The organism is Pantoea wallisii (assembly GCF_002095485.1).
Taxonomy (GTDB): domain Bacteria; phylum Pseudomonadota; class Gammaproteobacteria; order Enterobacterales; family Enterobacteriaceae; genus Pantoea; species Pantoea wallisii.
The window spans coordinates 21,830-47,861 of the sequence record NZ_MLFS01000024.1 but is presented as its reverse complement, the minus strand read 5'-3'; the positions used below and the strand labels follow the sequence as shown (position 1 = coordinate 47,861).

The 26,032-nt window shown below is 55.4% G+C and carries 20 protein-coding genes, 2 pseudogenes and 1 other annotated feature; of the genes and pseudogenes, 18 read left to right on the top strand and 4 right to left on the bottom strand.

Annotation, left to right across the window (positions count from 1 at the left end; all coding sequences use genetic code 11):
• Positions 1–10 precede the first annotated feature (10 nt).
• Positions 11–727, bottom strand: coding sequence for a two-component system response regulator ArcA (arcA, locus tag HA48_RS10630; RefSeq protein ID WP_128601291.1), 717 nt, complete (start codon positions 725–727; stop codon positions 11–13).
• A 609-nt stretch (positions 728–1,336) separates the two neighbouring features.
• On the opposite strand from arcA, the gene HA48_RS10625 reads away from it, so the two are divergent.
• The 5 genes from HA48_RS10625 (at position 1,337) to thrC (ending at position 7,062) form a co-directional block, all read left to right on the top strand.
• Complete coding sequence (locus HA48_RS10625; protein ID WP_128601290.1) at positions 1,337–2,041, top strand: tRNA/rRNA methyltransferase; 705 nt, start codon at positions 1,337–1,339, stop codon at positions 2,039–2,041.
• A 184-nt stretch (positions 2,042–2,225) separates the two neighbouring features.
• A complete protein-coding gene (gene thrL / locus HA48_RS10620; protein ID WP_128601299.1) occupies positions 2,226–2,297 on the top strand; it encodes a thr operon leader peptide in 72 nt (23 codons plus the stop codon).
• Positions 2,233–2,354: a sequence feature (Thr leader region), on the top strand. Its footprint overlaps the gene before it by 65 nt.
• Before the next feature lie 26 nt (positions 2,355–2,380).
• Positions 2,381–4,843, top strand: a complete 2,463-nt coding sequence (gene thrA, locus HA48_RS10615; protein ID WP_128601289.1) for a bifunctional aspartate kinase/homoserine dehydrogenase I — start codon at positions 2,381–2,383, stop codon at positions 4,841–4,843.
• 2 nt (positions 4,844–4,845) lie between these two features.
• Positions 4,846–5,775: a homoserine kinase gene (thrB, locus tag HA48_RS10610; RefSeq protein WP_128601288.1), complete on the top strand. Its 930-nt coding sequence runs from the start codon at positions 4,846–4,848 to the stop codon at positions 5,773–5,775.
• A 3-nt stretch (positions 5,776–5,778) separates the two neighbouring features.
• On the top strand, positions 5,779–7,062 hold the full coding sequence (gene thrC / locus HA48_RS10605) for a threonine synthase (RefSeq protein ID WP_128601287.1): 1,284 nt from the start codon (positions 5,779–5,781) through the stop codon (positions 7,060–7,062).
• A gap of 78 nt (positions 7,063–7,140) precedes the next feature.
• On the opposite strand, the gene yaaA is transcribed toward thrC, so the two are convergent.
• A complete protein-coding gene (yaaA, locus tag HA48_RS10600) occupies positions 7,141–7,914 on the bottom strand; it encodes a peroxide stress protein YaaA (RefSeq protein WP_128601286.1) in 774 nt (257 codons plus the stop codon).
• A 214-nt stretch (positions 7,915–8,128) separates the two neighbouring features.
• Between yaaA and tal the strand changes: the two genes are divergently transcribed.
• The 3 genes from tal to HA48_RS10585 all read left to right on the top strand — a co-directional run bounded on the left by tal (position 8,129) and on the right by HA48_RS10585 (position 11,213).
• Positions 8,129–9,082 (top strand): transaldolase, encoded by a 954-nt coding sequence (gene tal / locus HA48_RS10595; protein ID WP_128601285.1) that lies wholly within the window; start codon positions 8,129–8,131, stop codon positions 9,080–9,082.
• Between the two features lie 121 nt (positions 9,083–9,203).
• Positions 9,204–9,791: a molybdopterin adenylyltransferase gene (gene mog, locus HA48_RS10590; RefSeq protein ID WP_128601284.1), complete on the top strand. Its 588-nt coding sequence runs from the start codon at positions 9,204–9,206 to the stop codon at positions 9,789–9,791.
• 111 nt (positions 9,792–9,902) lie between these two features.
• Entirely contained in the window at positions 9,903–11,213 is a 1,311-nt protein-coding gene (locus HA48_RS10585; protein WP_128601283.1) for an MFS transporter, read from the top strand.
• 34 nt (positions 11,214–11,247) lie between these two features.
• Here HA48_RS10585 and satP read toward each other — a convergent pair whose 3' ends face one another.
• On the bottom strand, positions 11,248–11,808 hold the full coding sequence (gene satP / locus HA48_RS10580; RefSeq protein ID WP_128601282.1) for an acetate uptake transporter: 561 nt from the start codon (positions 11,806–11,808) through the stop codon (positions 11,248–11,250).
• Between the two features lie 304 nt (positions 11,809–12,112).
• On the opposite strand from satP, the gene dnaK reads away from it, so the two are divergent.
• The 3 genes from dnaK to nhaA all read left to right on the top strand — a co-directional run bounded on the left by dnaK (position 12,113) and on the right by nhaA (position 16,996).
• Positions 12,113–14,023 carry a molecular chaperone DnaK gene (gene dnaK / locus HA48_RS10575; RefSeq protein ID WP_128601281.1) on the top strand — a complete coding sequence of 637 codons (1,911 nt, stop codon included), beginning with the start codon at positions 12,113–12,115 and terminating at the stop codon, positions 14,021–14,023.
• Between the two features lie 104 nt (positions 14,024–14,127).
• On the top strand, positions 14,128–15,267 hold the full coding sequence (gene dnaJ / locus HA48_RS10570; RefSeq protein ID WP_128601280.1) for a molecular chaperone DnaJ: 1,140 nt from the start codon (positions 14,128–14,130) through the stop codon (positions 15,265–15,267).
• A 550-nt stretch (positions 15,268–15,817) separates the two neighbouring features.
• A complete protein-coding gene (gene nhaA / locus HA48_RS10560; RefSeq protein ID WP_128601278.1) occupies positions 15,818–16,996 on the top strand; it encodes a Na+/H+ antiporter NhaA in 1,179 nt (392 codons plus the stop codon).
• A 103-nt stretch (positions 16,997–17,099) separates the two neighbouring features.
• Here nhaA and rpsT read toward each other — a convergent pair whose 3' ends face one another.
• On the bottom strand, positions 17,100–17,363 hold the full coding sequence (gene rpsT, locus HA48_RS10555; protein WP_013507813.1) for a 30S ribosomal protein S20: 264 nt from the start codon (positions 17,361–17,363) through the stop codon (positions 17,100–17,102).
• 317 nt (positions 17,364–17,680) lie between these two features.
• Between rpsT and ribF the strand changes: the two genes are divergently transcribed.
• From ribF to carA, 7 genes and pseudogenes are all read left to right on the top strand, one after another.
• Positions 17,681–18,619 (top strand): bifunctional riboflavin kinase/FAD synthetase, encoded by a 939-nt coding sequence (ribF, locus tag HA48_RS10550; protein ID WP_128601277.1) that lies wholly within the window; start codon positions 17,681–17,683, stop codon positions 18,617–18,619.
• A 27-nt stretch (positions 18,620–18,646) separates the two neighbouring features.
• On the top strand, positions 18,647–21,466 hold the full coding sequence (gene ileS, locus HA48_RS10545) for an isoleucine--tRNA ligase (protein WP_128601276.1): 2,820 nt from the start codon (positions 18,647–18,649) through the stop codon (positions 21,464–21,466).
• A complete protein-coding gene (lspA, locus tag HA48_RS10540; protein WP_128601275.1) occupies positions 21,466–21,975 on the top strand; it encodes a signal peptidase II in 510 nt (169 codons plus the stop codon). The genes ileS and lspA overlap by 1 nt, the downstream gene beginning before the upstream one ends.
• A complete protein-coding gene (gene fkpB, locus HA48_RS10535; protein WP_128601274.1) occupies positions 21,972–22,442 on the top strand; it encodes an FKBP-type peptidyl-prolyl cis-trans isomerase in 471 nt (156 codons plus the stop codon). Before lspA ends, fkpB begins: the two co-directional genes overlap by 4 nt.
• Positions 22,423–23,376 carry a 4-hydroxy-3-methylbut-2-enyl diphosphate reductase gene (gene ispH / locus HA48_RS10530; RefSeq protein ID WP_128601273.1) on the top strand — a complete coding sequence of 318 codons (954 nt, stop codon included), beginning with the start codon at positions 22,423–22,425 and terminating at the stop codon, positions 23,374–23,376. The genes fkpB and ispH overlap by 20 nt, the downstream gene beginning before the upstream one ends.
• 219 nt (positions 23,377–23,595) lie before the next feature.
• Positions 23,596–24,410 (top strand): annotated as a pseudogene (dapB, locus tag HA48_RS10525) (4-hydroxy-tetrahydrodipicolinate reductase).
• Between the two features lie 469 nt (positions 24,411–24,879).
• A pseudogene (gene carA / locus HA48_RS10520) lies at positions 24,880–26,026 on the top strand (glutamine-hydrolyzing carbamoyl-phosphate synthase small subunit).
• Positions 26,027–26,032 lie beyond the last annotated feature (6 nt).

Sequence of the window (26,032 nt, the reverse complement as noted above, 5' to 3'; positions counted from 1 at the left end):
GGCGGGAGGCTTAATCCTGTAGCTCACCGCAGAAGCGGTAACCTTCGCCGTGGATAGTGGCGATGATCTCCGGCGTATCCGGCGTCGATTCAAAGTGCTTACGGATGCGGCGAATGGTGACATCGACGGTACGGTCATGCGGCTTCAGCTCGCGACCGGTCATCTTCTTCAGCAAATCTGCACGCGTCTGAATTTTTCCCGGGTTTTCGCAGAAGTGCAGCATGGCGCGGAACTCACTGCGCGGCAGCTTGTACTGATCGCCATTCGGGCTAATCAGCGAACGACTGTTAATGTCCAGCTCCCAGCCGTTAAAGCGATAGCTCTCAACCTGACGGCGCTCTTCGCTTGGCATCGCCAGATTCATGGTACGCGACAGCAGGTTGCGCGCACGAATCGTCAGCTCACGTGGGTTAAACGGTTTGGTGATGTAATCATCGGCGCCGATCTCCAGACCGAGAATTTTATCCACTTCATTATCACGACCGGTCAGGAACATCAGCGCGACGTTTGCCTGTTCGCGCAATTCGCGCGCCAGCAGCAAACCGTTTTTACCTGGCAGGTTGATGTCCATGATCACCAGATTGACGTCATTTTCCGTCAGAACCTGGTGCATTTCAGCACCGTCGGTGGCTTCATAGACCACGTAACCTTCTGCTTCAAAAATACTTTTGAGGGTGTTACGCGTGACCAGTTCGTCTTCAACGATAAGAATGTGCGGGGTCTGCATGTTTCGCTACCTAAAATTTGCCAACAAATCGAAAACAGGGCGTACGGCGGTTGCCGTCACTGTTACCTGGAACAGCGTGCCGTTCGCAACCGGTGTACGAAATGATCTTCGGAATACACCATCCATCTACGTCAACTTCAGTGTTAGCTCAGCCAGTCAGGATGAATATTTGCGTGCCCCGTGGGTATCGGACTGGCGCTTATCCTAACCGTATTAACAGCAACCTAACAGCACCAACAACAACCGATAAGCATAAAAACAACGCTTCGTTGACTTATATCAAATGCAAGTGTAGCACGTTAACACTTTTATGAAAAACTTCTACTGGAATGCAAGGTTAGCTCACAAAAAGCAGCATTTTCGCTACATTTAAGCTGCATAACGTTAAAAGTTAAAGCTGCAGAAAATAGTATTTCAATATTTTGAAAAACAATGCATTTATATTAATTAAGCGGGGAAATTTTGCTTATATCACGCAATTGATGCTCCCCATAACTTTTATCCTCTTTTAACATCCTTAACATCTTATTTTCTCTTGCCCATGCGGTTGGTATTTTCTTTGGCCCATGCCAACATAGTGCCAGTTGTTAACTGTTCGATGGAAAAATCATGCATTTCCCCCTGATCCTTGTCTCACCGGCCCGTCCGGAAAATATCGGTGCGGCTGCGCGCGCCATGAAAACCATGGGGTTTAGCGAGATGCGAATCGTCGCCAGCGATGCCTGGCAGGATCCGGCAGCGCGGCGTGTGGCGCACGGTGCCGGTGAGATTCTTGATAACGTAAAAACCTATGCCACGCTAAGCGAGGCGCTGGCAGACGTGGATTTCTCTGTGGCGACAACCGCCCGCAGCCGCGCGCGATTCCGCTATTACGCCACGCCTGGCCAGGTTGAGACCATTCTGCAGGAGAAGCGCCAGTGGCTCAGCCGCATTGCGCTGGTATTTGGGCGCGAAGATAGCGGTCTGACCAATGAAGAGCTGGAGCAGGTGGATCTGCTGACCGGCATTCCGATGGCCAGTGATTACCCGTCTCTGAATCTGGGTCAGGCGGTAATGGTTTACTGCTATCAGCTTTCGGCGCTCAACCAGGTGGCTGCTGCGCCGGCTGAGGTGGCGAATCAGCATCAGCTGCAGGCGTTGCGTCAACGTTTTCACCAGCTGCTGGTAACGCTGGAGGTCAGTGACGATACGAAGATGGCCGACTGGATTGATCAGCGTATCGGTCTGCTGGAGCAGCGCGATAGCGCGATGCTGCACCGTTTGCTGCACGACGTAGAAAAAAAACTTATAGATAATTGCTCGGATAAATCCTGAGTTTGCAGTGCGTGATCGGGCATCATCGCACCAGACCAAACGATCGCGATGCCATTTACCGGCGAAGGCGCAGCACTGCGCAGCGGCATGGCTTGAAGGTAAAGACAAATTCGTTGACTTAACGTGCGCTTTGCTTTACTTCTGAAAGGCAGACGGACAAGACAAAGACAGACAGAAAACCTCAATGCGTAATCACAGCCTGAACACCACAATTATTATTACCACCACCATTACCACAGGTAACGGTGCGGGCTGACGCATACAGGAAAAACAAAAAAGAAGCCCGCACCTAAACAGTGCGGGCTTTTTTTTCGGCAAAAATTCAGGAGAGCTTTAACTATGCGAGTGCTGAAATTCGGCGGAACCTCAGTCGCCAATGCGGAACGTTTTCTCCGCGTGGCGGATATTCTGGAAAGTAATGCGCAACAGGGACAAGTTGCCACTGTGCTCTCTGCACCAGCAAAAATTACCAATCACCTGGTGGCGATGATTGAAAAAACCATCAGTGGCCAGGATGCTCTGCCAAATATCAGCGATGCCGAACGTATTTTTGCCGAACTGTTACAGGGCCTGGCGGATGTACAGCCTGGTTTCGATTACGAGGGGTTAAAAACCCGGGTTGCGCTGGAGTTTGCGCAGCTGAAACAGGTGTTACACGGAATCAGCTTACTGGGGCAGTGTCCGGATGCGGTGAATGCCGCCATCATCTGCCGTGGTGAGAAGCTCTCGATTGCCATTATGGAGGCGTTACTTCAGGCGCGCGGCCATAAAGTCACGGTGATTGATCCGGTGGAAAAACTGCTGGCTATTGGCCACTACCTCGAATCCACCGTGGATATTGCTGAATCCACCCGCCGCATTGCCGCCAGCCAAATCCCTGGCGACCATATGATCCTGATGGCCGGCTTTACCGCCGGCAATGAGAAGGGCGAACTGGTGGTGCTGGGCCGTAACGGCTCCGACTACTCCGCGGCGGTGCTGGCAGCTTGCTTACGCGCTGACTGCTGTGAAATCTGGACGGACGTTGACGGCGTTTACACCTGCGATCCGCGTCAGGTGCCGGATGCGCGTCTGCTGAAGTCGATGTCGTATCAGGAGGCGATGGAGCTCTCCTACTTCGGCGCCAAAGTGCTGCACCCGCGTACCATCGCGCCGATTGCGCAGTTCCAGATCCCCTGCTTAATCAAAAACACCGCCAATCCGCAGGCGCCTGGCACGCTGATTGGCGGCGAAGTCGATCAGGATGAGAGTCCGGTAAAAGGCATCACCAACCTTAACAACATGGCCATGTTCAACGTGTCCGGACCCGGCATGAAAGGTATGGTCGGGATGGCGGCACGCGTGTTTGCGGCGATGTCGCGCACCGGCATCTCCGTGGTGCTGATCACCCAATCCTCTTCTGAATACAGCATCAGTTTCTGTGTACCGCAGAACGAGCAGGCGCGTGCGCGTCGGGTGCTGGAGGATGAATTCTACCTTGAGCTGAAAGATGGCCTGCTCGATCCGCTGGACGTGCTGGAGCAGCTGGCCATCATCTCGGTGGTCGGTGATGGCATGCGCACGCTGCGCGGCATCTCCGCCAAATTCTTCTCGGCGCTGGCACGCGCCAATATCAACATTGTGGCTATCGCGCAGGGCTCCTCCGAGCGCTCTATCTCAGTGGTGGTTAGCAACGATGACGTCACCACCGGCGTACGCGTGGTGCACCAGATGCTGTTCGCGACCGATCAGGTTATCGAAGTGTTTGTGGTGGGCGTTGGCGGCGTTGGCGGCGCACTGCTCGACCAGCTCTATCGTCAGCAGGCGTGGCTGAAAGGCAAACATATTGATTTGCGCGTGTGCGGTATCGCCAACTCGCGTGCGCTGTTAACTAACGTGCACGGGATCGATCTCAGCAACTGGAAAGCTGAGCTGAGCGAAGCCAAAGAGCCGTTCAATCTGGGGCGCCTGATCCGTCTGGTGAAGGAGTATCACCTGCTGAACCCGGTAATTGTTGACTGCACCTCCAGCCAGGCGGTGGCCGATCAGTACGCTGACTTCCTCGCCGAGGGGTTCCACGTGGTAACGCCAAACAAAAAGGCCAACACCTCATCGTGGAACTACTACCAGCAGATGCGTGCGGCGGCGGCAAAATCACGCCGCAAGTTCCTGTATGACACCAACGTTGGCGCCGGCCTGCCGGTGATTGAGAACCTGCAAAACCTGCTGAACGCCGGCGATGAGCTGATTAAGTTCTCCGGCATTCTCTCCGGTTCGCTGTCATTTATTTTTGGCAAGCTGGATGAGGGCGTTTCGCTGTCAGACGCGACGAAAATGGCGCGTGAACTGGGCTTTACAGAGCCGGACCCGCGTGACGATCTCTCCGGCACAGACGTGGCGCGTAAGCTGCTGATCCTGGCACGTGAGGCCGGGCATCAGCTGGAGCTGAGCGACATCGAAATCGAACCGCTGCTGCCAGACAGCCTGACGGCGATCGCTGAGGTTGACGCGTTTATGGCGCGCCTGCCGGAGCTGGACAACGCCTTCGCCGCGCGCGTTGCCAAAGCCCGTGATGAGGGTAAAGTGTTACGCTTCGTCGGCGCGATTGAAGAGGGCGGCGCGTGTAAAGTGAAGATCGATGCGGTGGACGGCAACGATCCGCTGTACAAAGTGAAAAACGGTGAGAACGCGCTGGCGTTTTACAGCCGCTATTATCAGCCAATCCCGCTGGTTCTGCGCGGGTATGGCGCCGGAAATGATGTCACTGCAGCCGGCGTATTTGCCGACCTGCTGCGCACGCTGTCGTGGAAGTTGGGAGTTTAATGATGGTAAAAATTTATGCACCGGCCTCAATAGGTAACGTCAGCGTCGGCTTTGATGTGCTGGGCGCGGCGGTTTCGCCGGTGGATGGCACGCTGTTGGGTGATTGCGTGTCTGTGGAAGCGGCTGACAGCTTTAGCCTGGTCAATAAGGGGCGCTTCGTCAGTAAACTGCCGGCTGAGCCTAAAGAGAACATTGTTTACCAGTGCTGGGAGCGCTTCTGTCAGGCCATCGGTAAGCAGGTACCGGTTGCCATGACGCTGGAGAAAAACATGCCGATTGGCTCCGGCCTCGGCTCCAGCGCCTGTTCTGTGGTGGCAGGTTTGATGGCCATGAACGAATTCTGCGGCAAACCGCTGAGTGATACGGAACTGCTGGCGCTGATGGGCGAGCTGGAAGGGCGCATTTCAGGCAGCGTGCACTATGACAACGTGGCACCCTGCTTCCTTGGCGGCGTGCAGCTGATGATTGAGGAGAACGGCATCATCAGCCAGGAGGTCCCGTGCTTTGATGACTGGCTGTGGGTGATGGCCTATCCGGGCATTAAAGTCTCAACTGCCGAAGCGCGTGCCATTCTGCCGGCACAGTATCGCAAGCAGGATGTGATCAAACATGGTCGTCTGCTGGCGGGCTTTATTCACGCCTGCCACACCCGTCAGCCTGCGCTGGCGGCTAAACTTATGCAGGATGTTGTTGCGGAGCCGTATCGCACCAAACTGCTGCCAGGCTTTGCCGATGCGCGCAAAGCGGCGGCCGATATTGGCGCACTGGCCTGCGGCATTTCGGGCTCCGGCCCGACACTTTTCGCCGTTTGCAACGAGATGGCAACGGCACAGCGGATGGCAGGCTGGTTGAGCCAGCACTATCTGCAGAACGATGAAGGCTTCGTCCATATCTGCCGTCTTGATACGGCTGGCGCACGTAAATTGGGATAACGCATGAAACTCTACAACCTTAAGGATCACAACGAGCAGGTGAGCTTTTCGCAGGCCGTGAAACAGGGCCTCGGTTCACAGCAGGGGCTGTTTTTCCCGCTGGAGCTGCCGGAATTCGAACTGACCGATATTGATGCGATGCTGGAGATGGATTTTGTCAGCCGCAGCAGCAAAATTCTCTCTGCCTATATCGGTGATGAGATTGCTGCGCATCAGCTGGCGGAGCGCGTTAAAAATGCCTTTGCTTTCCCGGCGCCGGTCACCCAGGTGAGCAATGATGTCGCGTGCCTTGAGCTGTTCCACGGCCCGACGCTGGCGTTTAAAGATTTTGGCGGCCGCTTTATGGCGCAGATGCTCTCTTACGTGTCCGGTGCAGATGAGCAGATCACCATCCTGACCGCGACCTCCGGCGACACCGGTGCGGCAGTGGCGCATGCGTTCTACGGGATGGAGAACGTGCGCGTGGTGATCCTCTATCCGCAGGGCAAAATCAGTCCGCTGCAGGAGAAGCTGTTCTGTACGCTGGGCGGGAATATTGAAACCATCGCGATTGACGGTGACTTCGATGCCTGCCAGGCGCTGGTGAAACAGGCGTTTGATGATGAAGAGCTGAAGAGGGCGATTGGCCTCAACTCTGCGAACTCCATTAACATCAGCCGCCTGCTGGCGCAGATCTGCTACTACTTCGAGGCCGTCGCGCAGTTACCGCAGGAGAAGCGCAATCAGCTGGTGGTGTCGGTGCCCAGCGGCAACTTTGGCGATCTGACCGCCGGCCTGCTGGCGAAATCGCTCGGTCTGCCGATCAAGCGCTTTATCGCCGCCACCAATGCCAACGACACCGTGCCACGCTTCCTTGGTAATGGCGAATGGCAGCCAAATGCCACGGTGGCTACGCTGTCGAATGCGATGGATGTGAGCCAGCCTAACAACTGGCCGCGCGTTGAGGAGCTGTTCCGCCGTAAAACCTGGCGCCTGACCGATCTGGCTTACGGTGCGGTGTCCGATGAGACCACGAAGTTGACCATGCGCGAGCTGGCGGAGATCGGTTATATCTCTGAGCCGCACGCGGCGATTGCCTACCGTCTGCTGCGCGATAATCTGCAGGAGGGCGAGTACGGTCTGTTCCTGGGTACGGCGCATCCGGCCAAGTTTAAAGAGAGCGTGGAGGAGATTTTGGGGCAGACGCTGCCGCTGCCGCAGGAGCTGGCCGATCGGGCGGATCTGCCGCTGCTGTCGCACAGTTTTAAAGCGGATTTCGCCGAGCTGCGTAAGTTCTTGCTGAAGTAAATTCGCAAGGTGCGCACCACGCCTGTATGGATTAGGGTGCATGATACCCGGGTCGCCATTTATGGCGACCCGGGTAAATCACTGCTCGTGACGCTTAAACACCAGTTCATTGCCTTTGCTTTCATCAGCAGCAAAAAAATAGCCATCGACATCAAACGCCTTCAGCTGCTCCGGTTTACGCAGACGATTTTGAATGATGTAGCGGCTCATCAACCCGCGCGCGCGCTTGGCGTAGAAGCTGATCACCTTAAACTTGCCGTTCTTCTCGTCGAGGAACACCGGTTTAATCAACTGCCCCTGTAACTGCTTCGGCTTAATTGCTTTGAAATACTCATCAGAGGCCAGGTTAATCAGCACGTCATCACCCTGGTCCGCCAGCGCCTCGTTCAGCTTCTCTGTGAGCAGATCGCCCCAGAAGCTGTAGAGATCTTTGCCTGCCGGATTAGTCAGCTTGATCCCCATCTCTAAGCGATACGGCTGCATTAAATCGAGCGGGCGCAGCAGGCCGTAAAGGCCGGAAAACATGCGCAGATGCTGCTGAGCAAAGTCGAAATCCGCTTCGCTGAAGGTCTCTGCCTGCAGGCCGGTATAGACATCCCCTTTAAACGCCAGAATCGCCTGACGTGCGTTATCAGGCGTGAAGGGCGGCTGCCACTGGTTAAAGCGTTCGGCGTTCAGATGGGCCAGCTTATCGCTGATACTCATCAGAGAAGCGATCTGTGCCGGTGAGAGATCGCGCGCAACGTCGATTAATTGGTGTGATTTTTCTAACAGCGCCGGTTGGGTGAAACGTTGTGTCGCCAGCGGGCTTTCATAGTCCAGTGTCTTCGCTGGCGAGATAACCATCAGCATCGTTTACGTCCTCGTTGACCCGCTCTTTTATCAGGGGATTAAAGGGAAAATTGTTGCGCCGAGTGTAGCAAAAAAGCGCGACGGATCGGCAAATCGCTTCCATTTGTTAGCGCTATCGTAAAGGGCACTCCATGGTGTTGCGCCGCTTAGCTTGCGTGATATTATCGCAACAGCCTTTTATACCCTGACAGTCAACCTAAGAGAAAAGAGAACCATGACGGACAAACTTACTTCCTTGCGTCAGCTGACTACCGTGGTCGCCGACACCGGTGATATCGCAGCGATGAAACTCTATCAGCCGCAGGACGCCACCACGAACCCTTCTTTGATCCTCAATGCCGCTCAAATTCCTGAATACCGCAAGCTGATAGATGAAGCCATTACCTGGGCGCGTCAGCAGAGCAGCAATAAAGAAGAGCAGCTGGCGCTGGTTTCTGACAAGCTGGCCGTCAACATTGGTCTGGAAATTCTTAAGCTGATCCCGGGCCGTATCTCCACTGAAGTGGATGCGCGTCTCTCTTACGACACCGAAGCGAGCATCGCCAAGGCACGCAGCCTGATCAAACTGTACAACGATGCGGGCATCAGCAATGACCGTATCCTGATCAAGCTGGCATCTACCTGGCAGGGCATCCGTGCGGCAGAGCAGCTGGAGAAAGAGGGCATCAACTGTAACCTGACGCTGCTGTTCTCCTTTGCGCAGGCGCGTGCCTGTGCCGAAGCCGGCGTGTTCCTGATTTCACCGTTCGTTGGCCGTATCCTCGACTGGTACAAGCAGAATACCGATAAGAAAGAGTATGCTGCGCACGAAGATCCAGGTGTGGTGTCGGTTTCTGAAATTTACAACTACTACAAGCAGCACGGTTACGAAACCGTGGTGATGGGCGCCAGCTTCCGTAACGTCGGTGAGATCATCGAGCTGGCCGGTTGCGACCGTCTGACAATTTCGCCAAACCTGCTGAAAGAGCTGGCGGAGAGCGAAGGTGCGGTTGAGCGTAAGCTGAGCTACACCGGTGACGTGAAAGCGCGTCCGGCGAAAATGACCGAAGCTGAGTTCCTGTGGCAGCACAACCAGGATCCTATGGCGGTGACCAAGCTGGCGGAAGGCATCCGCAACTTCGCCATCGACCAGGGTAAACTTGAGAAGATGATCGCCGAACTGCTGTAAGGTGACAGGCCGTGGCGGCAGATTGCTGCCACGGTTTTCGCTTTTTCTCCACGCTTTGTATTATCCTTTCTGCACTCTCTCTATCTTTCACCGCCTCGCGGTTAACCACAGCGATAACTCTATGGATACTTTACGTATTGGCTTGATTTCCGTTTCCGATCGGGCCGCCAACGGCATCTATCAGGATCAGGGCATTCCGGCTCTGGAGAGCTGGCTCGCCGCCGCGCTTGCCACGCCGTTTGAAATTGAAACCCGTCTGGTGCCGGATGAGCAGCCGATGATTGAACAGGCGATCTGCGAGCTGGTTGATGAACGGTTCTGCCATCTGGTGTTAACCACCGGCGGCACCGGACCGGCGCGCCGTGACGTTACGCCCGATGCCACGCTGGCGATAGCCGATCGTGAAATGCCGGGGTTTGGTGAGCAGATGCGCCAGATCAGCCTGCAGTTTGTACCCACGGCGATTTTGTCGCGCCAGGTGGGCGTGATTCGTAAACAGTCGCTGATTCTCAATCTTCCCGGCCAGCCTAAATCGATTAAAGAGACGCTGGAAGGGCTGAAAGCGGAAGACGGCAGCGTAAAAGTACCGGGTATTTTTGCTGCCGTACCTTATTGTTTACAGCTGCTTGAAGGGCCATATGTGGAGACGCATTCCGCGGTGGTAGCAGCTTTTCGCCCGAAAAGCGCCCGGCGTGAGACAAACGTCTGAAAATTACCGTTTTCAGGCATAAAATTCAGCACGACTGGTGTGGTAAAGGTTTGACGGTATAGTGATCCCAGCTTTACAACCCTACCGAATAGCGCTGGATACCACACTGATATGGATACCCTGAATACCCGACAACTTAACCGGCAGGACTACAAAACCCTGTCGCTGGCGGCCCTTGGCGGGGCGCTGGAGTTTTACGACTTCATCATCTTTGTCTTCTTCGCTGCGGTGATTGGCGAACTGTTCTTTCCGGCCGACATTCCCGAGTGGTTGCGGCAGGTGCAGACGTTTGCCATCTTTGCGGCCGGCTATCTGGCGCGCCCACTGGGCGGCATCATCATGGCACACTTTGGCGACAAAGTCGGACGCAAGAAGATGTTTAGCCTCAGTATTCTGCTGATGGCGCTGCCCACGCTGGCGATGGGCGCACTGCCAACCTATGACAGCATTGGCATTGCGGCACCGTTACTGATGCTGCTGATGCGCATCCTGCAGGGCGCGGCGATCGGCGGCGAGGTGCCGGGCGCCTGGGTGTTTGTAGCAGAACATGTGCCAGAAAAGCGTATCGGCTTCGCCTGTGGCACGCTGACCGCCGGATTAACCGCGGGTATCCTGCTCGGTTCGCTGGTCGCCACCGCGCTGAATACCACGCTTTCACCCGCCGCTATGCGCGATTACGGCTGGCGCATCCCTTTCTTCCTCGGCGGTCTGTTTGGCTTGCTGGCGATGTATCTGCGCCGCTGGCTGCATGAGACGCCGGTGTTCCGGCAGATGCAGCAGCGCAAAACGCTCTCGGATAAGTTGCCGCTGCGCACCGTTCTCGCCAGCCACAGGCACGGCGTTGTGGTCTCAATGCTGCTGACGTGGCTATTGTCGGCGTGCATCGTGGTGGTGATTCTGATGGCGCCTACGCTGATGCAGAAACAGCACGCTATCCCGGCAGCACTCAGCCTGCAGGCCAATAGCTTTGCCACCGTTATGCTGCTGCTGGGCTGCGTAATAGCCGGCTGGCTGGTTGATCGATTTGGTGCTGCGCGTACGCTGATGGCCGGTTCCGTGCTGCTGGCAATATTCAGCTGGAACTTCTTCCATCAGCTGGGCACTACGCCGGAGATGCTGTTGCTCTGGTACGGCCTGGCTGGCCTGAGCGTGGGTGTGGTTGGCGTGGTGCCGTTTGTGATGGTGCGGGCGTTCCCGGCAGCGGTGCGTTTCACCGGTATTTCGTTCTCCTATAACGTCTCTTACGCGATTTTTGGTGGCCTGACGCCGATCAGCGTGACGCTGATGATGCAGCTGACACCTATGGCACCGGCCTGGTATGTACTGGCGCTGGCGGTGATCGGTTTTCTGGTGGGGATCTGGCTGTGGCGCGATAGCCGTCAGCCTGATACGCGGCTGGATGTATCACTGCACTCTTCGTAATCGATCAGCGCGGGGCTAACCCGCGCTGTTTTTTTTATTCACCGATTGGCAGCACGCTGCGGCCAAACTTCTCGTTCAGTACTTCTCCCATCGCCAGATAGAACGCGCTGGCTCCGCAGACAATACCGACCCAGCCTGCGATACGCAGCAGCCTGGCGTGATCCAGCAGATGCCCCAGCGCCAGCAGCGCAAACAGCAGCGTCAGGCTGGCAAAAACAAATCGCAGCATCTTTGGCGCCTGCAGCGTGCCGAAAAACAGGCACAGCGTAAACATGCCCCACAGCGCCAGGTATGCGCCGAGGAAGTGACCGTCGGCGACAGCAGCAAGGCCCATTTTCGGCAGCAGCAGAATCGCTACCAGCGTCAGCCAGAAGCTGCCGTAAGAGGTAAATGCGGTGAGGCCGAACGTGTTGCCTTTTTTATACTCCAGCAGCCCGGCAAGAATTTGCGCGATACCACCGTAGAACAGGCCCATTGCCAGGATGATGACATCCATCGCAAACAGACCGGTATTGTGTAAATTGAGCAGGATGGTCGTCATACCAAAGCCCATCAGGCCCAACGGGGCGGGATTCGCCAGCGTGGTGTTACCCATAATTCCTCAGCAGCAGTGTTAAATTTGCGTGGTCTTAACCCTGCGCCTACCACGGCGGTAAGCGGGGCGCTGCATCATAATCAGCCCGCTTTCACGCCACTTTGATCTGAAACGGTATCAGATTCTAAATTTTTTTTAGTTTTAACCCTTGATGCGCTTCGAAGCGGCCCCATTTACTTGTCATCGAGCGTTGTGAGGCAGCAAAAAAAAGCCTGCTCCAGCAGTTGAAAGCGGTGATTTTGACCGCATCTCTGCTTCACAACCCAAATTGGCAAAGAATTGAATTTAAGTGGGAGACGTTTAGATGGGTAAGATTATTGGTATTGACCTGGGTACAACCAACTCATGTGTGGCGATCATGGACGGCGGTAAAGCACGTGTGCTTGAAAACGCTGAAGGCGATCGCACCACACCGTCAATTATTGCTTATACGCAGGATGGCGAAACTCTGGTTGGTCAACCGGCTAAACGTCAGGCGGTGACTAACCCGCAGAACACCCTGTTCGCGATCAAGCGTCTGATTGGCCGTCGTTTCCAGGACGAAGAAGTGCAGCGTGATATCAAAATCATGCCGTACAAAATCATCGGTTCTGATAACGGTGATGCATGGCTGGACGTAAAAGGCCAGAAAATGGCACCGCCGCAGATCTCTGCTGAAGTGCTGAAAAAGATGAAGAAAACCGCGGAAGATTTCCTCGGTGAAGCGGTAACTGAAGCGGTCATTACCGTACCGGCTTACTTCAACGATGCACAGCGTCAGGCGACTAAAGACGCAGGCCGTATCGCCGGTCTGGACGTAAAACGTATCATCAACGAACCAACGGCAGCCGCACTGGCTTACGGTCTGGATAAAGGCCAGGGTAACCGCACCATCGCGGTTTATGACCTGGGTGGCGGTACGTTTGATATCTCTATCATCGAAATCGATGAAGTTGACGGCGAGAAAACCTTCGAAGTACTGGCGACCAACGGTGATACCCACCTCGGTGGTGAAGACTTCGACAGCCGCCTGATCAACTACCTGGTGGCAGAGTTCAAGAAAGATCAGGGCATCGATCTGCACAACGATCCGCTGGCGATGCAGCGTCTGAAAGAAGCCGCTGAGAAAGCGAAGATTGAGCTCTCTTCTGCGCAGCAGACCGACGTTAACCTGCCGTACATCACAGCAGATGCGACCGGTCCTAAGCACCTGAACATCAAAGTGACCCGTGCGAAGCTGGAGTCACTGGTTGAAGATTTGGTTAGCCGCTCTATCGAGCCGCTGAAAGTTGCACTGCAGGATGCGGGCCTGTCCGTCTCTGACATCAATGATGTCATCCTGGTTGGTGGTCAGACGCGTATGCCAATGGTTCAGGCGAAAGTGACTGAGTTCTTCGGCAAAGAGCCACGTAAAGACGTGAACCCGGATGAAGCAGTCGCTGTAGGTGCTGCCGTGCAGGGCGGCGTGCTGGCCGGTGATGTGAAAGATGTTCTGCTGCTGGACGTAACCCCGCTGTCGCTGGGTATCGAAACCATGGGTGGCGTGATGACCGCGCTGATCAGCAAGAACACCACGATCCCAACCAAGCACAGCCAGGTGTTCTCGACCGCTGAAGATAACCAGTCTGCCGTGACCATTCACGTGCTGCAGGGTGAGCGTAAGCGCTCAGGCGATAACAAATCCCTGGGCCAGTTCAACCTGGATGGTATCCAGCCAGCACCACGCGGTATGCCGCAGATCGAAGTGACCTTCGACATCGATGCCGACGGTATTCTGCATGTGTCTGCGAAGGACAAAAACAGCGGTAAAGAGCAGAAGATCACCATCAAAGCTTCTTCCGGTCTGAATGAGGAAGAGATCGAAAAAATGGTTCGTGACGCGGAAGCTAACGCCGAGTCTGACCGTAAATTCGAAGAGCTGGTGCAGACGCGTAACCAGGGCGACCAGATTGCGCACAGCACCCGTAAGCAGCTGGATGAAGCCGGTGACAAACTCTCTGCTGAAGACAAAGCACCGATCGAAGCCGCACTGACCGAGCTGAACACCGCGCTGAGAGGCGAAGATAAAGCTGAAATCGAAGCCAAAATGCAGGCGCTGATGGAAGTCTCCAGCAAACTGATGGAGCTGGCACAGCAGCAGGCTCAGGCGGGCGGAGCCGATGCCGGCGACGCTTCAGCGAAGAGAGATGACGACGTTGTCGACGCTGAATTCGAAGAAGTTAAAGATAAAAAATAATTGCCCCTGACCGGGCGCGACGGCTGGCCTGACAGCCGTTGAAACCAGCACGGGCGTAGGAGATCTCTCCACGCCCGTGCGATCATGTTAAGGGCAGAACAACAATGGCTAAGAGTGATTTTTACGAGATCTTAGGCGTCTCAAAATCCGCCGATGAGCGTGAAATTAAAAAGGCTTATAAGCGCCTGGCGATGAAGTATCACCCGGACCGTAACCCGGGCGATAAAGAAGCCGAAGCGAAGTTTAAAGAGGTGAAGGAAGCCTACGAAATTCTGACCGATGCGCAGAAGCGTGCGGCCTACGATCAATACGGTCATGCAGCTTTTGAACAGGGCGGCGGTGGCGGTGGATTCGGCGGCGGCTTTGGCGGCGGCGGTGCTGACTTCAGCGATATCTTTGGCGACGTATTTGGCGATATTTTTGGTGGAGGACGCCGTCAGCGCGCCTCACGCGGCGCCGATTTACGCTACAACATGGAACTGACGCTGGAAGAAGCGGTACGCGGCGTGACCAAAGAGATCCGCATTCCTGTTCTGGAAGAGTGTGATGTCTGCCACGGCAGCGGCGCGAAAGCGGGTACTCAGCCGCAGACCTGTCCAACCTGTCACGGTGCAGGTCAGGTGCAGATGCGCCAGGGCTTCTTTACCGTACAGCAGGCGTGTCCGACCTGTCACGGTCGTGGCTCGGTGATCAAAGATCCGTGCAACGCCTGTCATGGTCATGGTCGCGTTGAGCGTCAGAAAACCCTGTCAGTGAAGATTCCGGCAGGCGTGGATACCGGCGATCGCATTCGTCTCAGTGGCGAAGGTGAAGCGGGCGAGCATGGCGCACCGGCTGGCGACCTCTACGTACAGGTTTCCGTGAAGAAGCACCCGATCTTCGAGCGTGAAGACAACAACCTGTACTGTGAAGTGCCAATCAACTTTGCGATGGCAGCCCTGGGCGGTGAGATTGAAGTCCCGACGCTGGATGGCCGCGTGAATCTGAAAGTGCCGGCAGAGACCCAAACCGGCAAGCTGTTCCGCATGCGCGGTAAAGGCGTGAAATCGGTGCGCGGTGGCGCAGTTGGCGACCTGCTGTGCCGCGTGGTGGTGGAAACACCGGTGAGCCTGAACGACAAACAGAAAGCGCTGCTGCGCGAACTGGAAGAGAGCTTTGGCGGACCAACGGGTGAGAAAAACAGCCCGCGTTCGAAAAGCTTCTTTGACGGCGTGAAGAAGTTCTTTGATGATCTGACGCGCTAAGAAAGTGTGCAGGACGTGAAAAGCGGAGAGGAGACTCTCCGCTTTTTTATTGTTAACCTGGCGGGATTGAAAACTCCTCTACTTTTTGATCGAGCCGGAAATGTCTAAAATCATCTATATGACGCGGTCGGGATCCGGCAATGAAGATGAAATTATTTTCCTGATGAATGAGATTCTGCAGAAATGAAAGCGGTCATAAAGTGGCTGGTTTCAGTAGCCGGATTCCTGTTTGGCAATCTGTTACCTTTAGCCGCTATTCTCATCGGCGCCGTTTTTTTCATTCTGTTTTTCCCCCGCTACGCCATTCCTTTGACAGCCGTATGGGCTGTTGTGGTCATCGTCATAGATGTTCGCTATTCCAGATGGTACTGAGCCAGTGCCGTTGAGCAGGTACTCATTATACGTTGCCTGAATAAGGCAGCTGTGATCCGGACTGCAGGTGAATCTCCCGACAGGTTTACCCTGGCCTGTAAACAAATGACAAGCTTCTTTTAACGGGTTATCACCGCCGCTACACTACAGGGCAAAATTGTCATACTCAGGAGGAGTTGTGAACAAACCCCGTAGTATTCGAAGCTTGCTCAAAAGCTTTATCGCAAGCGATGCCAGCAACGGCATTGTCCTCATTCTTGCTGCTGTGGCAGCGATGATCCTGGCGAACAACGCGTCAACCGCGCAGGGCTATCAATCCTTGCTGGCGGAGCCGGTGCAGATCCGCTTTGGCGCGCTGGATATCAGTAAAAACCTGCTGCTGTGGATTAACGATGCGATGATGGCACTGTTCTTCCTGGTGATTGGCCTGGAAGTGAAGCGTGAGCTGATCACCGGTGAACTGGCGAGCCGCGACCGGGCCATCTTCCCGGTGATTGCGGCATTAGGCGGGATGGCGGCACCTGCGGTTATATTCCTGCTGTTCAATCACGATAATGAGATAGCCCGTAACGGCTGGGCAATTCCCACCGCGACCGATATCGCGTTTGCGCTCGGTGTTCTGGCGCTGCTCGGCAGCCGCGTACCGACGGCGCTGAAAGTGTTCCTGATGGCGCTGGCAATTATTGATGACCTGGGCGCGATTGTGATTATTGCGCTGTTCTATACCAGCGATCTTTCCGTTATGTCGCTCAGCGTGGCAGCAGGGGCGATTGTGCTGCTGGCCATCCTGAATCGCTGCGGGGTCCGTAATATCGCGGTGTATATGCTGGTGGGGATCGTGCTGTGGACGGCGGTGCTCAAATCCGGTGTACACGCCACGCTGGCAGGTGTGATTGTCGGCTTCTTTGTCCCGCTGGAGGAGAAGAACGGCCATTCGCCGGCTGAACACCTGGCGCACGGGCTGATGCCGTGGGTGAACTGGCTCATTCTGCCGCTGTTTGCTTTTGCTAACGCCGGTATCTCACTCAGCGGCATAACCTTCGGTGATGTGCTCTCACCTGAGCCGCTGGGTATCATTCTCGGCCTGCTGATTGGTAAACCCTTAGGGATCACGCTGTTCTGCTGGCTGGCGGTGAAGCTTCGTATGGCGGCGCTGCCGGGCGGTACCACAATCCGCGATATTATGGCGATTGGCGTGCTGTGCGGCATCGGCTTTACGATGTCGATCTTTATCAGCTCGCTGGCCTTTGATGCCGCTCACGAGCAGCTGGTGACGTTCTCGAAGCTCGGTATTCTCAGCGGGTCATTGCTGTCCGCAGTGATTGGTTACGGGCTGTTGCGGATAAAGTTACGCTAAAACAGAAGGAGGCGAAGGCCTCCTTTTTTTAGCCGTAAATTGCAGGCATAAAAAAACCGGCTGAGCGCCGGTTCTTTTAACAAAGCGATAAACAGACGGGCGATTAAGCCAGTTTGTTGATCTGTGCAGTCAGGTTTGCTTTATGACGTGCAGCTTTGTTTTTGTGGATCAGACCTTTAGCAGCCTGACGGTCCACGATTGGTTGCATTTCGTTGAATGCGTTCTGCGCAGCAGCTTTGTCGCCGGTTGCGATAGCCGCGTATACTTTCTTGATGAAAGTACGCATCATAGAACGGTTGCTCGCGTTATGCTTGCGACGTTTCTCAGATGTTACGGCGCGTTTCTTAGCTGATTTGATATTAGCCAAGGTCCAACTCCCAAATGTGTTCTATATGGACAAATCAAAGGCCGAGGACTATGCCTTTTGCGCCTTCTTTTGTCAATGGATTTGTGCAATAAAGCGTCGTTTTAACCACGACACCATCTTACGTAATTGATGGCGCAAGATTCTACCAGCAACACCGCGCTGAATACAGTATTTCGCAACAAAATTCTTCAGATCTTCCCTGAGCCGCGGATAGCGCGCAGATAAGCCCGGCCAGAAGCAGGAAAGGCACGCAGACGGGTTAACCTTAACGCTATTCAAGGGTATAATCCGCCGATTTCCACCGGTTTGAGTCAGCCATGAAGTTAATCCGCGGTATTTATAATCTGAAAGAGCAGCATCGCGGCTGCGTTCTGACCATTGGCAATTTTGACGGCGTACATCGCGGCCACCAGGCGCTGATGACGGAGCTCATTGCCGAAGGACGTAAACGCAACCTGCCGGTGGTGGTGATGCTGTTTGAACCCCAGCCGCTTGAGCTGTTTGCCGGTGACAAAGCACCGGCACGCCTGACACGCTTACGTGAAAAATTGAGATATCTTGAACAGGCCGGTGTCGATACGGTGCTGTGCATGCGCTTTGATCGCCGCTTTGCCGCGCACTCGGCGCAGTGCTTTATCAGTGATTTACTGGTTGAGAAACTCAACGTCAAGTTCCTCGCGGTTGGGGATGATTTCCGCTTTGGCGCTGGTCGCCAGGGGGATTTCCTGTTATTACAGAAAGCCGGTGCGGAGTATGGCTTTGAGGTCATCAGCACCCAAACCTACTGTAATGACGGCAAACGGATCAGCAGTACCGCAGTACGTCAGGCGCTGGCGCAGGATGACTTTGCGCAGGCGCAACTGCTGCTTGGCCATCCATTCAGTATCTCTGGCCGTGTGGTGCACGGTGATGCACTGGGACGCACTATCGGTTTCCCGACGGCCAACCTTCCGCTACGTCGCACCGTGACGCCGGTTAAAGGCGTTTTTGCGGTAGAAGTGCTCGGTCTCGGCGAACAGCCGATCCCCGGCGTTGCCAACATTGGTACGCGCCCGACGGTGAAAGGGCTGCGTCAGCAGCTTGAAGTTCACCTGCTCGACACCCATATGAATCTTTATGGCCGCCATATTGAAGTGGTGCTGAAACAGAAGATTCGTGACGAACAGCGCTTCGCATCGCTGGACGCGCTGAAAGAACAAATTGCGAAAGATGTGGTGACGGCCCGCCAATTTTTTGGGCTACAAACACCGGTTTAATGACCGAAATACGGAACCGAGAATCTGATGAGTGACTATAAATCTACCCTGAATTTGCCGGAAACGGGGTTCCCGATGCGTGGCGATCTGGCCAAACGCGAACCGGCAATGCTGCAACGCTGGTATGATGACAACCTGTACGGCATCATCCGCGCAGCCAAAAAAGGGAAAAAAACCTTTATCCTGCATGATGGCCCTCCTTATGCGAACGGCAGCATTCATATTGGTCACTCAGTAAACAAGATTCTGAAAGACATTATCGTTAAGTCGAAAGGCATGGCGGGTTACGACTCGCCGTACGTTCCGGGCTGGGACTGCCACGGTTTACCGATTGAGCACAAAGTCGAGCAGATGATTGGCAAGCCGGGCGAGAAAGTCAGCGCGGCTGAGTTCCGTGAAGCCTGCCGCAACTACGCGGCGGAGCAGGTTGAAGGGCAGAAAAAAGACTTCATCCGCCTCGGCGTGCTGGGTGACTGGGACCGTCCATACCTGACGATGAATTTCCAGACCGAAGCCAACATCATTCGTGCGCTGGGCAAGATCATCGGCAATGGCCATCTGCACAAAGGCGCGAAGCCGGTGCACTGGTGCATGGACTGCCGCTCTGCGCTGGCGGAAGCAGAAGTAGAGTATTACGACAAAACGTCCCCCTCTATCGATGTGATGTTTAACGCGCTGGACGCTGATGCGGTACGCGCGAAGTTTGGCGTGAGCGCATCTGAAGGCCCGATCTCACTGGTGATCTGGACTACCACGCCATGGACCATGCCGGCAAACCGCGCGATCTCGCTGCACCCGGAGTTCGACTATCAGCTGCTGCAAATCGAAGGCCGCAGTCTGATCCTGGCGAAAGATCTGGTGGAGAGCGTGATGAAGCGCGCGGGCATCAGCCACTGGACCGTGCTGGGCGAAAGCAAAGGCGCCGCGCTGGAGCTACAGCTGTTCCAGCATCCGTTCCTGACGCAGGTTCAGTCTAAAGTGGTGCTGGGCGAGCACGTCACGCTGGATGCCGGTACCGGTGCAGTGCATACCGCGCCAGGCCACGGCCCGGATGACTATGTTATCGGCCAGAAATACGGTATTGAAACCGCCAACCCGGTTGGTCCGGATGGCACCTATCTGCCAGGCACTTACCCTGGGCTGGATGGCGTAAACGTCTTTAAAGCCAACGACATGATCGTTGAGCTGCTGAAAGAGAAGGGCGCGCTGCTGCACGTGGAGAAACTGCTGCACAGCTACCCGCACTGCTGGCGTCACAAAACGCCCATCATCTTCCGTGCCACGCCGCAGTGGTTTATCAGCATGGATCAGAAAGGCCTGCGTGCGCAGTCGCTGAAAGAGATCAAAGGCGTGCAGTGGATCCCGGACTGGGGCCAGGCGCGGATTGAAGCGATGGTGGAGAACCGTCCGGACTGGTGCATCTCGCGTCAGCGTACTTGGGGCGTGCCGATGGCGCTGTTCGTACATAAAGAGAGCGAGCAGCTGCATCCGGATACGCTGGAGCTGATGGAGAAAGTGGCGCTGCGCGTTGAGCAGGACGGTATTCAGGCGTGGTGGGATCTCGATCCGCGCGAGCTGATGGGCGACGATGCTGATAACTACGTGAAAGTGCCGGATACGCTGGACGTCTGGTTTGACTCCGGCTCTACCAGCTTCTCGGTGGTGGATGCGCGTCCGGAATTTGAAGGCCACGCGCCGGATATGTATCTGGAGGGTTCAGATCAGCACCGTGGCTGGTTCATGTCGTCGCTGATGATCGGCACCGCGATGAAAGGCAAAGCGCCTTATCGTCAGGTACTGACTCACGGCTTCACCGTGGACGGTCAGGGCCGCAAGATGTCGAAGTCGATCGGCAACACTGTGGCGCCGCAGGATGTGATGGATAAGCTGGGCGCGGATATCCTGCGTCTGTGGGTCGCCTCAACCGACTACTCCGGTGAGATGGCCGTCTCTGACGAGATCCTGAAGCGTGCCGCTGACAGCTATCGCCGTATCCGTAACACCGCACGTTTCCTGCTGGCGAACCTGGCGGGCTTCAATCCGGCGACAGACTGCGTCAGCCCGGAAGAGATGGTCGTTGTGGATCGCTGGGCGGTTGGCCGTGCGCTGGCGGCGCAGCAGGACATTGTGCAGTCGTATGAGAACTACGACTTCCATGAAGTGGTGCAACGCCTGATGCACTTCTGCTCGATCGAGATGGGCTCGTTCTATCTCGACGTGATCAAAGACCGTCAGTACACGGCGAAAGAGGACAGCCTGGCGCGTCGCAGCTGCCAGACCGCGCTGTGGCACATCGCAGAAGCGCTGGTGCGCTGGATGGCGCCAATCATGTCGTTTACCGCGGATGAGATCTGGGGCCATCTGCCGGGCGAGCGTGCGCAGTATGTCTTCACCGAGGAGTGGTATGCCGGCCTGTTTGGTCTGGCGGACAACGAAGCGCTGAACGATGCCTACTGGGCTGAACTGCTGAAAGTCCGTGGCGAAGTGAACAAGGTGATTGAGCAGGCGCGTAGCGACAAACGCATCGGTGGCGCGCTGGAGGCCAGCGTCACGCTCTATGCCGATCCTGAGCTGGCGGCGAAGCTGCAGGCGCTGGGCGATGAGCTGCGTTTCGTGCTGCTGACCTCAGGCGCAATCGTGGCGGATTACGCCACGGCCAGCGATGAAGCGCAGCAGAGCGAGCAGTTAAAAGGCCTGAAAATCGCGCTGCATAAAGCAGAAGGCGAGAAGTGCCCACGCTGCTGGCACTACACGACTGACGTTGGTCAGAACCCGGAGTACGCGGCAATTTGCGGCCGTTGCTATACCAACGTAGCCGGTGACGGCGAAGTGCGGAAATTCGCCTGATGAGTAAACTCTGCTCTACCGGATTACGCTGGCTGTGGCTGGTGCTGGTGCTGATTGTTATCGATTTCGCCAGCAAGCAGTGGATCATGAGCAACATGATGCTGCATGAAACCCAGCCGCTGATGCCGTTCCTGAATCTGTTCTACGCGCACAATTATGGCGCGGCGTTCAGTTTCCTGGCGGATAAAGGCGGCTGGCAGCGCTGGTTCTTTGCCGGTATTGCGCTGGCAATTGTGATCTCACTGCTGGTGATGATGTACCGCAACGCGGCGCAGCATAAATTAACCAACATCGCCTACGCGCTGATTATTGGCGGCGCGTTGGGTAACCTGTTTGATCGGGCATATCACGGCTTCGTCGTCGATTTTATCGACTTCTATGTGGGCGACTGGCACTTTGCCACGTTCAACATTGCCGACTGCGGAATCTGCATCGGTGCGGCGCTGGTGGTGCTGGAAGGTTTTCTTAGCCCTAAAAGCAAACAGGCAAACGAAAAAGGTAACCCATGACAGAGTTAGTTCAGCGCGATAGCGCAGTGCTGGTGCACTTTACGCTGAAGCTGGAGGATGGCTCAACGGCTGAATCCACGCGCGCCAATGGCAAGCCCGCGCTGTTCCGTCTGGGTGATGGCAGTCTCTCGGCCGCGCTGGAGCAGGAGCTGGTGGGGCGTAAAGTGGGCGATCAGCATGCCTTTACGCTGGCGCCGGAGGATGCCTTTGGCGGCATCAGCCCGGATCTGATCCAGTACTTCTCGCGTCGTGATTTTATTGATGCAGGCGAGCCAGAAGTGGGGGCCATCATGCTGTTCAGCGGCATGGGCGGCAGCGAGATGCCAGGCGTGATTCGCGAAATCTCCGGTGATTCGATCACCGTTGACTTTAACCATCCGCTGGCGGGCCAGCGGATTAAGTTTGACATTGAAGTGCTGGAGATCGATCCGGCGCTGGAGGCAGGCGATGCAGATCCTGTTAGCTAACCCCCGCGGTTTCTGCGCAGGCGTTGATCGCGCCATCAGCATTGTGGAGCGTGCGCTGGAGATGTATGGCGCGCCGATCTACGTACGCCACGAAGTGGTACACAACCGCTATGTGGTGAGCAGCCTGCGTGAACGTGGCGCAATCTTCATTGAAGAGATTAGCGAAGTGCCGGATAACGCCATCCTGATCTTCTCGGCGCACGGCGTTTCGCAGGCGGTACGTGCAGAAGCCAAAGCGCGTAATCTCACCATGCTGTTTGATGCGACCTGCCCGCTGGTGACGAAAGTGCATATGGAAGTGGCGCGTGCCAGCCGCAAAGGGGTGGAAGCCATTCTGATCGGCCACGCGGGTCACCCGGAAGTTGAGGGCACCATGGGGCAGTACAGTAACCCTGAGGGCGGCATGTATCTGGTGGAGTCACCGGAAGATGTGTTTAAGCTGACCGTAAAAGATGAGAGCAACCTGTGCTTTATGACGCAGACCACGCTCTCAGTAGACGATACCTCGGATGTGATTGACGCGCTGCGTCAGCGCTTCCCGGCGATTATCGGCCCGCGCAAAGACGATATCTGTTACGCCACCACTAACCGCCAGGAAGCGGTGCGCGTGCTGGCAAAAGATGCCGAGGTGGTACTGGTTGTCGGTTCGAAGAACTCCTCCAACTCCAACCGTCTGGCAGAGCTGGCCCAGCGTGCCGGCAAGCTGGCGAAGCTGATCGACTCCGCAGACGATATCCAGGAGGAGTGGGTGACCGGCGTGAGCTGCATTGGCGTCACCGCAGGCGCTTCTGCTCCGGATATTCTGGTGCAGCAGGTTATTCAGCGTCTGCGCGAGCTGGGCGGTGAAGCAGCGATTGAGCTGATTGGCCGTGAAGAGAACATTGTATTTGAAGTGCCGAAAGAGCTGCGGGTTGACGTGCGTAACGTGCAGTAAGCAGCTCTCTCATGACTGAAACAGGCCGACAGCGTTCGGCCTTTTCTTTATCTGCAATTCGGGGATGGGGGCTTGCTGCCAAAGAAATTGCTTTTGCTGATAATGTTTAACGGCTGAGCTGAAATTCTAATATCCCTTTTTTATTGTGGCGTGACTGTTACCTGACCGTTAACCTGTTTACGCTTTGCATGCATAGTTTTGTATCAGGAATGAATAAATATGAGTGAAATCCGCATTGCGATTGTCGGTGCGCCGGGCCGCATGGGACGCAATTTAATTCAGGCCGCGCATCAGGCGGAGGGCGTCATATTGGGCGCTGCGCTGGCGCGCACGGGCTCCTCCTTGCTGGGCGTGGACGCCGGTGAGCTGGCGGGCATCGGTAAAACCGGCGTTATTGTCACTGACGATTTACTGCAAGTCGCAGATGATTTCGATGTGCTGATCGACTTTACCCGGCCGAGGGTACGCTGGAGTATCTGGCGTTCTGTCGTCAGCACCGCAAAGCCATGATCATTGGCACAACCGGCTTTGATGAAGCGGGTAAAGCGGCCATTCGTGCGGCGTCTGCGGAGATCGGCATCGTGTTTGCCGCTAACTTTAGCGTCGGCGTTAATCTGATGCTCAATCTGCTGCAGCAGGCGGCGAAAGTGATGGGTGACTACGCGGACATTGAGATTACCGAAGCGCACCACCGCCACAAAGTGGATGCCCCGTCCGGAACCGCGCTGGCGATGGGCGAAGCGATTGCCGATGCGATGCACTGGCAGCTGGACGAGCATGCGGTCTACGCGCGTGAAGGTCACACCGGCGAGCGTAAGGCGCACACCATTGGTTTTGCCACCGTGCGCGCCGGCGATATTGTCGGCGAGCACACGGCAATGTTTGCAGATATTGGGGAGCGTGTTGAGATTACTCACAAGGCTTCCAGCCGTATGACCTTTGCCAATGGTGCCATTAAGGCGGCTGTTTGGGTGAGTGCTAAGAAATCCGGCCTTTATGATATGCGTGATGTGCTGAATTTAGCGGTATTGTGAGTGTTGTGAGCCATCGTGATGTGGTTATTTCAATCGGTAAGCCGTTGATTGAAAAGGGCAATATTATTATTGCCCTTTATTTTATGTTTAAATGAGGACTTGGTATTTTTTTAACTACGAGGTCTCTATTTTGTTTTGTTTGTAGTGAATAAAGCGTGCCGCAAACACAAATTTTGACCATTTGGTCAAAAATTATAGCGCTGTGATCTCGTCTATCGATTATTTCAGCCGCGCAACCGATTATTTCTGTCATTTATCTCACTGTTTTGTCGTGTTTCCTCTGTTTTGAGCGCCAGCTGCCCGAAAACTACAAAAAAATGGCCTCTCAGGGTAGACAAGCCTCAGGGCGATCATTAGAATGCGCGCAATTTGCCAAAAATCGAGCAGTCAGGCGGTTTTTACGTTGATTCAGGCCACTATTTTGAATTAATATGCAGATATTGTGACTGTTTATTCCCTGGAGGATGTTTTGATTAAGTCAGCGCTCTTGGTTCTGGAAGACGGAACCCAATTCCACGGTCGGGCCATCGGGGCAACGGGTTCGGCAGTGGGGGAGGTCGTTTTCAACACGTCAATGACCGGTTATCAAGAAATCCTCACTGATCCCTCCTATTCCCGCCAGATCGTCACCCTCACTTATCCCCATATCGCAACGTTGGCGCCAATACCGCCGATGAAGAGTCCAGCCAAATTCACGCTCAGGGCCTTGTTATCCGCGACCTGCCGCTGATTACCAGCAACTTCCGCAGTGAAGAGAGCCTGTCAGCGTATCTGCAGCGCAATAACATTGTGGGCATCGCCGATATTGATACCCGCAAGCTGACGCGTCTGCTGCGTGAAAAAGGGGCGCTGAACGGCTGCATTATTGCCGGTGATAATCCGGATGCTGCGCTGGCGCTGCAAAAAGCTCAGGCGTTCCCGGGGCTGAAAGGCATGGATCTGGCAAAAGAGGTTACCACGGCGGAAACTTATGCGTGGCAGCAGGGGAGCTGGACGCTGAAAGACGGCCTGCCAGAGCAGCAAAGTGCTGAGCAGCTGCCCTTCCATGTAGTGGCGTATGACTACGGCGCGAAACGCAACATCCTGCGCATGCTGGTGGATCGCGGCTGCCGCCTGACGGTCGTGCCGGCACAAACCCAGCCGAAGAGGTACTGGCGCTGAATCCGGATGGTGTTTTCCTGTCCAACGGACCGGGCGATCCGGAGCCGTGCGATTACGCCATCAAGGCGATTCAGGCTTTCCTGCAGACCGACATCCCGGTGTTTGGTATCTGTCTTGGCCATCAGCTGCTGGCCCTGGCGAGCGGTGCGAAAACCGTGAAGATGAAGCTTGGCCACCACGGCGGCAACCATCCGGTAAAAGATCTCGACAATAATACGGTGATGATCACCGCGCAGAACCACGGTTTCGCCGTCGATGAAAGCAATCTGCCGGCTAATCTGCGCGTCACGCACGTCTCTCTGTTCGACCAGACGGTGCAGGGGATTCACCGCACTGACAAACCGGCCTTCAGCTTCCAGGGACACCCTGAAGCGAGCCCTGGCCCGCACGACGCGGCGCCGCTGTTCGATCACTTTATCGAACTGATCGAAGCTTACCGTTCAAACGCGAAGTAATCAGGA